Raw genomic sequence first — 13,763 nt, 5'->3', positions numbered from 1 at the left:
GGAAGTACAGTAATGTATGGAGCTGACTGCTACTAATCGGTCGAGGGCATGACCAAAGAAGGTCGGTAGGCAGGATGAAGTTTCTTATATGCAGTTTTGAAGGTATATGATATACTTTCTATATAATATGAAAATGGCCCAGTGGCTCAGTTGGTTAGAGCGCCGCCCTGTCACGGCGGAGGTCGAGAGTTCGAGTCTCTTCTGGGTCGTTGTATGGGGTCTTAGCTCAGCTGGGAGAGCATCTGCCTTACAAGCAGAGGGTCATAGGTTCGAGCCCTATAGGCCCCAGACAATCTGGATGGATTCCCGAGTGGCCAAAGGGGGCAGACTGTAAATCTGTTGCAAATTGCTTCGGTGGTTCGAATCCACCTCCATCCATTAGCCGTTCGATCACGGTAGGCCGATGTGGCTCAATTGGCAGAGCAGCTGATTTGTAATCAGCAGGTTATCGGTTCGAGTCCGATCATCGGCTTCGTCTTGAAAAAGACATTAATTTCATATCGCGGGGTGGAGCAGTCTGGAAGCTCGTCGGGCTCATAACCCGAAGGTCGTAGGTTCAAATCCTGCCCCCGCAATTTCGCCCAGATAGCTCAGTCGGTAGAGCAGAGGACTGAAAATCCTCGTGTCGCTGGTTCGATTCCGGCTCTGGGCACTTTCTTTATCTAAAAGAAAATATTTTCGGGCGTGTAGCTCAGGCGGTAGAGCACTTGACTTTTAATCAAGTTGTCCGGGGTTCGAATCCCCGCACGCTCATGAATCTAAAGAGGCGGAAATCTGGTATTTACTTGGGTTTCCGCTATTCTTCTAATTTTCTATATGGCGTCGCATGATGTCGTTTTTCTCTCTTAAAATATTTCATTTATATTCCAGATAAGTATTAAAAAAATTATCGTCGACTTATAAGTACAGCAGCCAGACAAATAATATAGAATATACGTAAAATTGCGTAAAAATGTTTACGCACGTAATGATACGTGATATAATAGCATCTTGATATGGTTCTCATGTAAAATTGAAGAATCCGGAATCTGAAAGAATGGTAATTGTTCCTTATCACTCCAAAGCCATGAAAAAGGGTTTGGAGCAGGCAATACTTAAACAGGCGGGGCTGCGATAAACCTTGCGCCCAGAGAGTAGATGGGAGGTATCACGTATGAATAAATTGTTTTATCCGGCGGTATTTCATAGAGCAGAAGAGGGCGGATTCTGGGTTTCATTTCCAGACTTTCCAGAATGCTTCACAGAAGGCGATGATATGACCAGGGCTTATGAGATGGCTGTTGAGGCAATGGGTTTGGCTTTGGTGAGCAGAAAAGAAGAAGGGGAGGAGATCCCAAGCCCAACGGAGATTGATAAGGTAGATGTGGAAGAAGGAACACTGGCAATTATTGAATTTGATATGCTGGAATATCAGAAGAAGCATAATTCCAGAGCGGTAAAGAAGACCCTTAGCATTCCTGAATGGCTGAATGAGGAGGCAACAGCAATGGGGGTAAATTTTTCACAGGTACTGCAAGAAGCTTTGCTGAGTAAGCTTGGCATTAATAAGTAAATGGATTATTGACAACTGGAAATTTTTCATATCATAGACGAAGAGGAGAGTCTGATGGTTTATTTAAATGATAATGCAAAAGAATATATGCAAAAGTATGGATGGCGGCATGTGGTGCTGAATGTGGAAGAGATCACCAGCTGATGTGCGCCTCCGTACCTGGAGGTTTCGGTAAGTTTTACCGATGAGGACGAAGAGACGATGCGGGGAAAAGGGTATACGGCCGACCAGAGTGAGCTGGGCAATGTGTATTACCCGGCGGAAGGCATTGCCAGGGACGAAAAAGTTTCCGTAAATTATGTAGAATATCCCTGGATCACATGTTTTGAGGTTGAGGGGTTTACGATCCCGCAAAAGGAGGAAGAATAGAAGTATAAAATAGAAGTATAAAATAGGATTGACAGCGCAAAAGTTTTCTTGTATAGTAGATGAAGATAAAAGGGAGTAACTTGCGTCAGGCATTGCATTTCCTGAATAAGAAGGTTATACAGCAGGCCTGCCGTTTGCGAATACGTCAATACGATGAGAGATCATCCGTATCGCAATGAAAAGGTGAGACTTTTATTGCATAACAAGAAGTGTGCAATAGGGGTCTTTTTTTTATCCTATTGCAAAAGAGAGAGGAGAAAAAATATGCTGACAAGTGAACAGGCCAGACAAAACCAGGAAAAATATGGTTTTAATGAGCTGGTGGAAGGCAAGAAGAAAAGCACGCTGCAGATTTTTCTGGAACAGTATAAGGATTTTCTGGTAATTATACTGATCATTGCAGCGATCGTATCCGGATTTCTTGGCGATTTTGAGAGCGCCATTGTTATTCTGGTGGTAATCACCATGAATGCGATCCTTGGAACGGTACAGACTTTAAAGGCGGAGCAGTCGCTGGATGCACTGAAGCAGATGTCTGCGCCGGAAGCCAAAGTTATCCGTGACGGAGTGGTAAAACAGATCCCCTCCAGAGAAGTTACGATTGGAGACCGTGTGCTGCTGGAGGCAGGAGACTGTGTGCCGGCAGATGGGAAACTGATCGAGTGCGCCAGCCTGAAGGTGGATGAAAGTGCGCTGACAGGAGAGAGTTTATCTGTAGAAAAATCTCTGGATGAGGTGCCTGAAGGCGCAGCGCTTGGAGATCAGACGAACCGGGTATTCTCCGGAAGCTTTGTTACTTACGGCCGTGCGGCATATGAGGTTACGGCGATCGGTATGGGAACAGAAGTGGGCAAGATTGCCAGTCTTCTGAAGAATACCTCAGAGAAGAGAACACCGCTCCAGGTAAATCTGGACGATTTCGGAAAGAAACTTTCCATTCTGATCATTGTATTTTGTGCGATCCTTTTTGGAATTAGTATTTTCAGAGGAGACCAGCCGGGAGATGCATTCCTTTTTGCGGTAGCGCTTGCAGTAGCCGCGATCCCGGAGGCTTTGAGTTCTATCGTAACCATCGTGCTGTCCTTTGGTACGCAGAAGATGGCCAAGGAGCATGCGATCATCCGTAAGCTGCAGGCAGTGGAAGGCCTGGGAAGCGTGTCTATTGTCTGTTCCGATAAAACCGGTACGCTGACACAGAATAAGATGACGGTAGAAGATTATTATGTGGATGGCAAGCGGATCCCGGTTTCCGAGATTAATCTGAACGATCCGAACCAGGAGAGACTTCTGAACTTCAGTATTCTCTGTAACGACTCTTCCAATGCAAATGGGCAGGAGATCGGAGATCCGACAGAGACGGCTCTGATCAATCTGGGAAGCAGACTGGGAAGAGAGGCTTTTGAGGTGCGGGATGTATACGACAGAAAGTCGGAGATTCCGTTCGACAGCGATCGTAAGCTGATGTCTACGGCTCATGTTTTCAGCGGCAGACATGTCATGGTAGTAAAGGGCGCGGTAGATGTCCTATTGACCAGAATGACCCGCATCCGCCGCGGCGAAATGGTCGAGCCTATGACTGCAGAAAGAAAGGCGGAGATCGAGGCGCAGAACCTGGAGTTTTCCAGAGACGGCCTGCGGGTGCTTGCATTTGCATATAAAGAGATTGAAGAAAATCGGGAAATCACACTGGAAGATGAAAATGATCTGACCTTCCTTGGTCTGATTGCCATGATGGATCCGCCCAGAGAGGAATCCAAAGCGGCGGTTGCCGAGTGTATCCAGGCCGGCATTAAGCCGATCATGATCACCGGAGACCATAAGATCACCGCTGCAGCGATCGCAAAGCGTATCGGTATTCTGAAAGATGAGTCTGAGGCCTGCGAGGGCGCTGTGATCGAAAATATGTCCGATGAAGAGCTGCAGGAATTTGTACCGAAGATTTCCGTTTATGCCCGTGTTTCACCGGAACACAAGATCCGGATTGTCCGGGCATGGCAGGAAAGAGGAAATATCGTAGCCATGACAGGAGACGGTGTCAACGACGCTCCGGCTCTGAAACAGGCGAATATTGGTGTTGCGATGGGAATTACCGGAACGGAAGTTTCCAAAGATGCGGCCGCTATGGTCTTGACAGACGATAACTTTGCAACTATTGTAAAAGCAGTAGAAAACGGACGGAATCTGTACCGGAATATCAAATTCTCCATTCAGTTCCTGTTGTCAGGAAACTTCGGAGCGATCCTTACGGTACTCTTCGCCTCCATCGTAGGCCTGCCGGTACCATTTGCACCGGTACACCTGTTGTTTATCAACCTGCTGACAGACAGCCTTCCGGCGATCGCCCTGGGACTGGAGCCTCATTCCAAGGATGTGATGAACGAAAAACCCCGTCCGATGAACGAATCGATCCTTACCAGAGACTATCTGGCGCGGATCGGTACAGAAGGATTATGTATCGGCGCTATGACCACTATCGCTTTCCTGATCGGATTAAACGAGGGCGGAAGCCTGCTGGGAAGCACTCTGGCGTTTGGTACGCTTTGTACCTCCAGACTTGTGCACGGATTTAACTGCAAATCCAACAAGCCGGTAATCTTTACAAAGAGATTTTTCAACAATATTTATCTGATCGGCGCATTTGTACTGGGACTTCTCCTGATCACAGGAGTATTGATGATCCCGGGACTGCACAACCTGTTCAGTGTATATACGCTGGACGGCGCGCATCTTCTGATCGTATACGGCCTGGCGCTTTTGAACCTGCCGATCATTCAGCTGATGAAATGGATCAGAGAACATTTAAAATAGGATGATGCGATATGGAATTTAACGATGAAGTGGTAAAAAGAATCCGGGGACTGATCGTCTTTGCAGCGCTGGTGGTTCTGTGTTTCTGGCGGTACGACATTATCCTGGACGTGATCCGGTTTATCATCCATGTGATCTTCCCCTTCCTTTTGGGAGGGGCGATCGCATTTGTGCTGAACGTGCCCATGAATTTTATTCAGAGGCATCTTTTCAAGCCGGAGCGGATCGAAGGGAAAAAATATCTGCAGAAACTGGCAAGACCTGTGAGCATGCTGCTGGTGCTGTTTGGCGTGATCGGCGTGATCGCGCTGGTTATGCTGGTGCTGGTGCCGCAGCTGGGCGAAACATTTATCAACCTGGGAAGAAATATCCAGAGATTCATCCCGAAGCTGCAGGTATGGGCAGCCGGGGTATTTCATGACAATCCGGATATGATCATCTGGATCAACGACCTGAAATTCGACTGGAACAAGATCATGGATACAGGGATCAATTTCTTTACCCAGGGCGCAGGAAATGTGCTGAATTCAACGATCACTGCGGCAAGAAGTATTGTCAGCGGACTGACCACATTCTTCATTGCATTCGTATTTTCCATTTACATTTTGCTGCAGAAAGAAAAACTGACCAGACAGTGTAAACGCGTCATGTATGCGTTCATGAAAAAGAGCAGGGCAGAGGCAACCCTTGAGGTACTGGCCCTGACCAACAAGACCTTTTCCAGCTTTCTTACAGGCCAGTGTGTAGAGGCGTTGATCCTGGGAAGTATGTTCGTAGTAGCGATGACGATCCTGAATCTGCCTTATGCATTGCTGGTGGGAATCGTGATCGCTGTGACGGCGCTGATCCCGATCTTTGGAGCATTTATCGGCTGCGTGATCGGAGCATTTCTGATCTTTATGGTGAATCCGCTTCAGGCGCTTGGATTTATTGTACTTTTCCTGGTACTGCAGCAGATCGAGGGAAACCTGATCTACCCCCATGTGGTAGGCGGATCGGTTGGGTTACCGTCGATCTGGGTACTGGCGGCGGTCAGCATCGGCGGCAGCCTGATGGGCATTGTGGGAATGTTGATCTTTATCCCCATCGTGTCTGTGGTTTATGCCCTGTTCCGGGAGATTGTGTATCTGAAGCTGAAGCAGAAGAAGCTGGATCCGGGAGATATTGAGTAGAGGGAAGAAATTGGCTGTGGTCCGGGTGCCCTTGCAGAAGGGGACGCCACAGCCCTTTCTTTTCCTGACAATTCTTTTGATGTCGTGATTTCAAATACTGTAAGCGAACATATTGAACCATCGAAGTTTTACGGGGAACAAATGCGGGTGTTAAAACCTGAGGGAATCTGCCTGGTGCTTTCTTCACGGAAAGGGATTCAGAAAGGTGACAACCGGGTATGTGCTGATGGATCTGACACCAGATAATCCGAAATATTCCAAAGAAATGGCGTATCAGATAATTAATACCGGCAGATACGCAAGCCTGGAACGGATCCAGACGGTGGCCGATACCATGTCGGAATATTTTTCGGATCAAGAAATAGAAAAAATGATCTGTCTAACAAATGAGAAATATGATACACGGATCCGGCAGTATGAGTCCGGAGAAAAACAGTGGGATACCGATGTATTACTTACTATGGTGATACGGGGGATAAAGTAGGGACTTTTTTCGGTCCATCAGTTTACAGAATATAATCGCTGTCACTGTGCTGATCGTCGTCGCTAATCTTCACCCTCTATCAAAGGCATATTGATCAATTCCTGCAATTTCTTCTGTAACACACTCTTATCAGGCAACTGTAGCTGGTATTCTGCGACCATCATCGGAGATAATGTTCTGCTCATTGCATACTCAACTACCTCATCATCCTTTGATGCACAAAGGATCACCCCCACACTTGGATTTTCATGTTTCTTTTTTTTCTGCCGATCAAGCGCCTCCAAATAGAAATCCATCTTGGAGATATATTCTGGCTTAAATCTGCCAATCTTTAGTTCAAAAGCCACTAAGCACTGTAAGCCGCGATGAAAAAATAAAAGATCAATTTTATAATCCTCTTTTCCGACTTGTACTCTGACCTCATCATCTATAAAAGTAAAGTCTCTGCCAACCTCCAAAATGAAATTTCTCATATTGTTGATAAGACCCTTTCTCAGATCTGCTTCCTTAAAATTTGATGGAAGATTCAGAAACTCTATTATATAAGAATCTAGGAACGGATTTTCCTTCAACTCTTTTATCGGTTCAGGTAACAACTTTTCCTGAGACAGCATGTATCTCTCATAGTATCCACTATCAATCTGACGTGATAGTTCTCTTGCAGAATAATTTTCTTTTACACATAAGGATAAATAAAAATGGCGTTCTTCCATTGTTTTTGCTTTTGAAATAATAGTCAAATGATTTGACCAACTTATTTGTGTCAACAGTGTTGTCACAAATTCATCGTCCTTATAGGTTTCATAAAATTTCTTCATCCGATATAAGCCACGTCTGTTGAACCCTTTTATGCCAGGAAAAGCATTCTGTATTTCTTCTGCCACAGTATCGATATAGGCATCGCCAAACGAAGCCTTCTCGGATTCTGTGCTCAGATGTTCTCCAATCTTCCAGTACATATTAATCAATTCCTCATTAACCTTTTTCAGCGCATTTTGTTTTGACTGGCTGATAATCTGAATAAGGTTGCTCGCGACTGTAATTTCATTACTCATATTTTTCCGCCTTTCAAATTTGTGACAACGCTGTTGACACAAATCACGTTTCCTTTCTCTCCACATAATTCAGTTCAACGTCAAAGCCAAGATCCTCCATCATAGCAAGAAATGTCTTATTCATGATTGGCTCTTTACTGCGGATAATCTTATTTACATATGACGGTGATGTTCCGATATTCTCTGCAATCTTTGTCTGCGTAGTAGATTTCTCGATACATCTCATCTTTATATCCATTTCGATATTGTTTTTTAACATCTTTTTCTCCATTGTTTTTCTCAATTATTTGACTTATAACTCAATTTATTATACCACGAATCCAAGATTCTGAATAGTTCATTTAAAAAGCCTGGAGAACTTCACGCTCTCCGGGACTTCTTTCGGTCCATCAGTTTACAGAATATCACCGCAGTCCCGGTGCTTACTGCTGTTGCCACAATTCCCGCTCCTACAATGGCAGCTGGGTTCACACTTCCATATTGGCTGCGGTAGGCGATGATGTTCACCGGGATCAGCTGCAGAGAAGAAATGTTGATGATCAGAAAAGTACACATCTCATTGCTGGCGGTGCCGCCTGGACGGACGGGACCCGCAAGCCGGCCTCGCCTTCTCTCATCTTCCAGCTGCCCAAGCGCTTCCATGGCCTTTAAGCCGGCAGGCGTAGCGGCCCAGCCAAGGCCAAGAAAGTTGGCGATGAAATTGGTAGTGATGTATTCTTCCGCGGGATGTCCGGAAGGAAGATTGGGAAAGAGAAACCGAATCAGTGGTCTAAGACGTCTGGAAGCAGAGGCGATGATACCGCCTTTTGCAGCAATCTGCATCAGCCCCATCCACATGGAGACGACTCCCATCATAGTGATACAAAGGGTGACAGCTTCTTTGGAAGAATCAATGGCTGCGTTGGTAATATCCGACATGTGTTCGGTAAAAGCGGCGTAAATGATCCCTATAAGGATCATGCCGGCCCAGAGATAATTTAACATAAGAAAACTCCCGGCATAAATCAGCACTTATCTGATTATATGCGGCCGGGAGTTTTTTTAGTATCCTTCCCAAGTCTTCTCCACACGGTAAACATCATGGTAGTGAAGCAGGCGATGCCGCCTACAAAATTGGAGATGGGCTCCGCCAGGAACACGCCGGTGGTGCCAAGCCCCGCTACAGTGGGAAGCCAGATGGTCAGCGGAATGACGATGATGGCTTTTCGTAATAGTGAGAAGAAGATCGCGTGTCTGGAATAGCCAAGAGCCACAAACGTGGACTGGCCGGAGAACTGCAGCGCCATCATAAAAATACCGAAAAAGTAAATATGCATGGAAGGCACCCCATTTTTTAAAAGAGAGGGGTCACTGTTAAATACATGGATGAAAGCATGCGGGAAGAAAAAGATCAGCGCCCAGATCACCAGTGTAAATACGATGCAGGAGATGGTCACGAACCGGATCGCCGCCTTTACCCGGTCATATTTCCGGGCTCCGTAGTTAAAGCTCATTACAGGCTGGCCGCTGTTAGACAGTCCGTTGACCGGAATATTTAAGATTTCCCGTACGGAATTGATCACTGTCATGATCCCCACATACAGATCTCCGCCGTACTGCTGTAAGGTGGCGTTGCAGATGATCTGCACCGCACTGTTTGTCACGGACATAATGAATCCTGAGGTTCCAAGAACAGAGATATTTTTCACCAGTCCGCCCTGCAGACGCATAGAAGTCCTGGTCAGGGGAATAATGGCCTTTTTTCCGGTCAGAAATCGAAAGACCCAGACAGCAGAGACAAACTGCGACAGAATGGTGGCAAGAGCCGCGCCCTGGATTCCCATATTCAGGCCGAAGATAAAGACAGGGTCCAGGATCAGATTCAGGACGGCGCCGATGGAGACGGTCAGCATACCGGTCACGCCAAAGCCCTGGGCATTGATGAAGTTATTCATTCCCAGGCTGATCATGACAAAGACCGTACCCAGAAGATAGATGGATAAATAGGCGTCTGCATAGGGATAGGTCGTGTCGCTGGCGCCGAAAAGATATAATAAAGGCTCTTTGAATATATAGCAGAAGAGGGAAAGGATTACACTGGAGATCAGGAGAAGAGAAAAAGAATTTCCCATGATCCTCTGTGCCTTCGGGATATTTTCCCGTCCTCTTTCCATGGAAAATAAAGGCGCGCCGCCCATTCCGAAGAGATTGGCAAAGGCGGTGACCATGGTGATCACCGGAAGCGTAAGGCCGATGCCGGTCAGGGCCTCGGTGGAAGTGTGGGGGAGATGTCCGATGTAGATACGGTCTACCACGCTGTAAAGTACGTTGATCAGTTGCGCTAGGGTCATGGGAACGGCCAGACGCAGGATTGCCGCGGATACACTTCCCACGCCAAAATCTTGTCGTTCTGCTTTTTTAACCGTCGCCTGGCTCATAGATCATCCCCGCTTTGTTACAAAATCCTAATAAGAAGTATAGACCTTTCCGGAAATATTTTCAATCATAAGGGAAGTTCCGGCTTCATATCATAAAATGATAAGACCGCGAAAAGAGAGAAGCGGATATGAAATTATTTCTGTATCTGACGGACATGATCGTGCCTTTTATGATTTTTGCGATCCTGGCTTATGGCGTGCAAAAAAAGGTCCGGGTCTATGATACTTTTATCGAGGGTGCGAGAGAAGGTCTGCTTACGGTCGTTAAGATCGTGCCGACGCTGATCGGCCTGATGACAGCGGTGGGGATCCTGCGGGCTTCCGGCTTCCTTGATTTTCTGGCAGGAGCTTTGGGGAGGTTCTCCGGCGTCATCGGGTTTCCCGGGGAGCTGGTCCCGCTTTCTCTTGTAAAAATGTTTTCTTCGTCCGCTGCCACAGGACTTTTGCTGGATGTGTATAAAAAGTACGGAACGGATTCCTTTCTGGGGCTTGCCGCGTCCATCAGCATGTGCTGTACGGAAACGATCTTTTATACCATGAGCGTCTATTTTATGACTGCGAAAATAAACCGGACCCGCTATACGCTGGCCGGCGCGCTGATCGCGACGTTTGCCGGGCTTGCCGCCAGTGTATTTCTCGCAGGGATGCTGTAGTATTGCTTTTGAGAAAATGGTATGATAGACGAAAGATCTGGACAGACTATAGGACAGACAGCAAGAGCAGTTAAAAGGAGGAGCAGTATGAAAAAGAATACCGATAGATCCCGGAATAAGGGAAGGGCAGGAAAAATGTGGACAGGAGCGGTTCTTCTGGCGGCAGGACTTCTGTTATGCGGCTGTCAGAAGGGGGAACCTTTTGACGCGGCCGGGTATGTGGAGAGTGTCCTGGACGCCAATTATCAGGGGAAATATGAGGAATACGCGGCCTTTCTGGAAGTTTCCACAGAGGACGCGGCAGCGGATCTGGAAAAGAATCTGGATGAGCAGATCCGTACGCAGCTTGAGGGAATGGATGAGATCACAGAAGAAGGAAGAGAAATTTACAAGGACAAGCTGAAAGAGATGGAGAAGCTGATGCATTACGAAGTGGGAGAGGCCAGGGAGCAGGAGGATGGAAGCTTTGTGGTTCCTGTCACAGTGGAACCGGCGGACGTCTATCAGACGCTGGAACAGCATTCCTATGACGTGACTCTGGAAATGATGGAGCGGGGCGAAGACCCTGACGCGCCGGAGGGATTCACGGAGATCCTGGCGGAGAGCATGCAAAGAGCCATGGACGGAATTACCTACGGGGAGCCTGTGGAAGTCGAGATCCGGGTGTCTCAGGATGGAAGAGGGGCATACGGGATCAGCGATGAGGATATGCAGAAGATCGCAGACGCCATGATGCCCCGGTAATGTCAGAGAAGATAATCGCGCAGCAGATCAAAGGATGCCGGACCAGTTTCCAGGACCTCCCGGTGAAAGCGTTTCTGTGAGAAATCCTTTCCCCAGGACCTGACGGCATCCTTTTTCAGTTCCAGAAATTCCACATAGCCAATGTAATATTTCAGATAGTTGGCAGGGTCCGCCACGATCCGTTCGTAGATGTCCCGGATCACCGGAACATCGGTAATCCCGTAACTCTGGAAGAAGACGACGGTTTCAGGCAGAGACCATCCTTCATAATGGATGCCTATATCTGCAAGCGCATAAAGGCCAAGGATCAGGGAACTGTTTTTCTGAAGGAGGGCCGCGTCCTTTTTGGGAATGGGCGCATAGTACCAGCTGAGCATTTCCGCGTAGGTGGCCCAGCCCTCGGTATAGCCGCCGTAATTCAAAAGACTTCGCACCGGATGGGGATCGGTTGCCTGATAATAGGTCGTCTGGTAGAGATGCCCGGGGTAACCCTCATGGGCAAGGGTGGTGAAAAGGGTCAGGTCATCGGGCATATGTCCCCGGTTGATGTAGATGACATTTTCCCGGGCGTCATCAATGGGCGGGATCATATAAAAAGCCGGGCTTATATATTCTTCCAGAGACTCCTGGACATATTTGACGGTCACGGATACAGAAGGCGGGGAAGGGAAATCATCTTTCAGCTTTCCAGCTAGCGTGGTAAGGATAGAGGCGGGATTGGAGTCCGCAAGGGCATATCCCTGAGAACGGAACCGGTCAGAGGAAGGGGACGGGGAAGCATCCTTCTCCGAATCCTGATACAGCTTCTGGATCCCTGTGAGATCTTCGTTCATCTGCCGGACTGTCAGTTCTTTTAGTTCCGAAACGGAACGAAAGCTTCCGGTTTCTGCGGCTGCCAGAGCCTGGTAATACTCTTTGCCCTTCGGCAGCCCGCTAAGCCCTTTTTCATTGACGGCCTTGGCTTTTAGCGCAGACATGCCGTCCGCCAGCATGGAATAGGCCGGAAAAACCGACTCTTCCATGGCCTGCCGGTGTTGTTCTAGAACGGAACATTGTTCCTTTTCAGAGAGATGCAGATCTTCCAGCCGGCTTTCAAAGGCGTCGTAGAGATAGCAGTCATCGCCGGTGTTCCGGAACGCGCGGCATTCTTCTGCCAGAGTATCGATGCAAAAAGAAGGCAGCAGAAGCCCTGCGTCCGCCTTTTCCTTTTCAAACGCCAGGATGGAAGTAAAATAATCCGGCACCTGGGTAAGCAGCGTAAGATAATCCTTCACATCCTGCCTGTCATAAAAGGGATATTCAGAAAGCAGGATGGGAAGCTGGGACTGCATGCCGGTCAGAGGCGACAGCGGTTCCTCGTAGAGAAGAAAGGGTGCGGTCTTTAGAGAGGCAGATAAGGAATCATAGAGGATGTCATAGGTGAGCCGGTTATCCGAAGAGAGCCGGCTGCGGTCAAAACCATCCATCTGACAGAGCATATTTTCCAGGGAGACGCACAGCCCCTGGGCGTCGCTGTTGTAAGTCCCTAAGGAAACGGGAAGATCTTCCATGTCAAATGCAGAAGGATCCTTGAGCGTATAATGAAGATTCAGGGTATTTCCAGATAATTCCTGCCGGAAAAAGGAGGACGCAAAAGTGGAAAACCGGTGGTCTTCGTTCTGAAAAAAACACCAGAAAATGCAGGCGCATAAAAGGAACAGGCCTGCAAGAGAAGAGAAGATCAGAGCGATCCGTTTTTTAGACATAACACACCTTTTGGAGTTTTTTACATATATATGCAGAACTTTACTTTTCAGACCGGTTCTTCTATACTAAAGACAGCGAAAGGGTGATGAGAATGAGGATTTTACTTGCAGAAGATGAAAAAGATCTGAATCAGATCATCGGTTCCAGACTCAAGGCAGAGCATTATAGTGTGGACGCCTGTTTCGACGGGGAAGAGGCGCTGGATTATCTGAGAAGCGCACGGTACGACGCGGTGGTGCTGGATATTATGATGCCCAAAAGGGACGGCTTATCTGTGCTCCGGCAGATCAGAGGAAAGGGCGATCAGACGCCGGTGCTGCTTTTGACGGCAAAGGACAGTATTGAAGACCGGGTGGCCGGACTGGACGCAGGAGCCAATGATTATCTGATCAAACCCTTTGCCTGTGAGGAATTGCTGGCCAGGATCCGGGTCCTTTTGAGGAAGCCGGAACAGTCGGCGGACGCCTGTCTGCGGGTGGGGGATCTGGAAATACATACGGATACACACCAGGTAAAAAGAGGCGGAAAAGAGATCCGTTTATCCGGCAAAGAGTATGCGCTGCTTCGCTATATGGCACAGAATGCGGGAATCGTTCTTTCCAGAGAGCGGCTGGAGGAGCATCTGTGGAACTTTGATTATGCCGGAGGTTCGAATGTGATCGATGTCTATATCCGATATCTCCGAAGAAAGATCGATGAGGGACAGGAGCAGAAGCTGATCCATACCGTCCGGGGCGCAGGCTACGTGCTGAAAGAAAAATAG

14 protein-coding genes, 7 tRNA genes and 1 pseudogene are annotated in these 13,763 nt (G+C 47.7%); 17 read left to right on the top strand and 5 right to left on the bottom strand.

Translation table 11 applies throughout. From position 1 onward, the window contains the following. The first annotated feature begins 135 nt into the window (after positions 1-135). From H6A13_RS08375 to H6A13_RS08310, 14 genes and pseudogenes are all read left to right on the top strand, one after another. Positions 136-209 (top strand) — tRNA-Asp (locus H6A13_RS08375). Between the two features lie 6 nt (positions 210-215). Beyond that, positions 216-288: transfer RNA gene (locus tag H6A13_RS08370), tRNA-Val, on the top strand. Positions 289-296: 8 nt separating this feature from the next. Then, positions 297-378: transfer RNA gene (locus H6A13_RS08365), tRNA-Tyr, on the top strand. A 21-nt stretch (positions 379-399) separates the two neighbouring features. Then, positions 400-472: transfer RNA gene (locus H6A13_RS08360), tRNA-Thr, on the top strand. Between the two features lie 29 nt (positions 473-501). Further along, positions 502-575: transfer RNA gene (locus H6A13_RS08355), tRNA-Met, on the top strand. 4 nt (positions 576-579) lie between these two features. Next, positions 580-652 (top strand) — tRNA-Phe (locus H6A13_RS08350). Positions 653-680: 28 nt separating this feature from the next. Then, positions 681-753: transfer RNA gene (locus H6A13_RS08345), tRNA-Lys, on the top strand. Positions 754-1,009: 256 nt separating this feature from the next. Beyond that, positions 1,010-1,117 (top strand): annotated as a pseudogene (locus H6A13_RS08340) (type II toxin-antitoxin system HicA family toxin); the annotation flags it as partial. Positions 1,118-1,153: 36 nt separating this feature from the next. After that, complete coding sequence (locus H6A13_RS08335) at positions 1,154-1,552, top strand: type II toxin-antitoxin system HicB family antitoxin (RefSeq protein ID WP_204909150.1); 399 nt, start codon at positions 1,154-1,156, stop codon at positions 1,550-1,552. 201 nt (positions 1,553-1,753) lie between these two features. After that, the gene (locus H6A13_RS08330) at positions 1,754-1,921 is read left to right on the top strand and encodes a hypothetical protein (RefSeq protein ID WP_204909149.1); all 168 of its coding nucleotides are present in this window, start codon (positions 1,754-1,756) and stop codon (positions 1,919-1,921) included. Positions 1,922-2,185: 264 nt separating this feature from the next. Continuing rightward, a complete protein-coding gene (locus H6A13_RS08325; protein WP_204909148.1) occupies positions 2,186-4,729 on the top strand; it encodes a cation-translocating P-type ATPase in 2,544 nt (847 codons plus the stop codon). Positions 4,730-4,740: 11 nt separating this feature from the next. Further along, entirely contained in the window at positions 4,741-5,901 is a 1,161-nt protein-coding gene (locus tag H6A13_RS08320) for an AI-2E family transporter (protein WP_204909147.1), read from the top strand. A 9-nt stretch (positions 5,902-5,910) separates the two neighbouring features. Beyond that, positions 5,911-6,147 carry a class I SAM-dependent methyltransferase gene (locus H6A13_RS13555; RefSeq protein ID WP_204909153.1) on the top strand — a complete coding sequence of 79 codons (237 nt, stop codon included), beginning with the start codon at positions 5,911-5,913 and terminating at the stop codon, positions 6,145-6,147. Continuing rightward, on the top strand, positions 6,107-6,385 hold the full coding sequence (locus H6A13_RS08310) for a hypothetical protein (RefSeq protein WP_204909146.1): 279 nt from the start codon (positions 6,107-6,109) through the stop codon (positions 6,383-6,385). Before H6A13_RS13555 ends, H6A13_RS08310 begins: the two co-directional genes overlap by 41 nt. Positions 6,386-6,447: 62 nt before the next feature. On the opposite strand, the gene H6A13_RS08305 is transcribed toward H6A13_RS08310, so the two are convergent. The 4 genes from H6A13_RS08305 to H6A13_RS08290 all read right to left on the bottom strand — a co-directional run bounded on the left by H6A13_RS08305 (position 6,448) and on the right by H6A13_RS08290 (position 9,857). Beyond that, on the bottom strand, positions 6,448-7,440 hold the full coding sequence (locus H6A13_RS08305) for a PDDEXK nuclease domain-containing protein (protein WP_204909145.1): 993 nt from the start codon (positions 7,438-7,440) through the stop codon (positions 6,448-6,450). Between the two features lie 43 nt (positions 7,441-7,483). Next, positions 7,484-7,699, bottom strand: a complete 216-nt coding sequence (locus H6A13_RS08300; RefSeq protein ID WP_204909144.1) for a helix-turn-helix domain-containing protein — start codon at positions 7,697-7,699, stop codon at positions 7,484-7,486. 101 nt (positions 7,700-7,800) lie between these two features. Beyond that, a complete protein-coding gene (locus H6A13_RS08295; RefSeq protein WP_204909143.1) occupies positions 7,801-8,424 on the bottom strand; it encodes a nucleoside recognition protein in 624 nt (207 codons plus the stop codon). A 35-nt stretch (positions 8,425-8,459) separates the two neighbouring features. Continuing rightward, positions 8,460-9,857, bottom strand: a complete 1,398-nt coding sequence (locus H6A13_RS08290) for an MATE family efflux transporter (RefSeq protein WP_204909142.1) — start codon at positions 9,855-9,857, stop codon at positions 8,460-8,462. A 128-nt stretch (positions 9,858-9,985) separates the two neighbouring features. Between H6A13_RS08290 and H6A13_RS08285 the strand changes: the two genes are divergently transcribed. After that, positions 9,986-10,510: a spore maturation protein gene (locus H6A13_RS08285; RefSeq protein WP_204909141.1), complete on the top strand. Its 525-nt coding sequence runs from the start codon at positions 9,986-9,988 to the stop codon at positions 10,508-10,510. An 87-nt stretch (positions 10,511-10,597) separates the two neighbouring features. After that, positions 10,598-11,254, top strand: a complete 657-nt coding sequence (locus H6A13_RS08280) for a hypothetical protein (RefSeq protein WP_204909140.1) — start codon at positions 10,598-10,600, stop codon at positions 11,252-11,254. Between the two features lie 2 nt (positions 11,255-11,256). Here the strand turns inward: H6A13_RS08280 and H6A13_RS08275 are convergent, their stop codons facing one another. Then, positions 11,257-12,999 carry a DUF885 domain-containing protein gene (locus H6A13_RS08275; protein WP_204909139.1) on the bottom strand — a complete coding sequence of 581 codons (1,743 nt, stop codon included), beginning with the start codon at positions 12,997-12,999 and terminating at the stop codon, positions 11,257-11,259. 92 nt (positions 13,000-13,091) lie between these two features. Between H6A13_RS08275 and H6A13_RS08270 the strand changes: the two genes are divergently transcribed. Continuing rightward, positions 13,092-13,763, top strand: a complete 672-nt coding sequence (locus tag H6A13_RS08270; protein ID WP_204909138.1) for a response regulator transcription factor — start codon at positions 13,092-13,094, stop codon at positions 13,761-13,763.

This window comes from Mordavella massiliensis (assembly GCF_016902415.1).
GTDB lineage: Bacteria > Bacillota > Clostridia > Lachnospirales > Lachnospiraceae > Merdimonas > Merdimonas faecigallinarum.
This window is presented reverse-complemented; position numbering and strand designations above follow the sequence as displayed.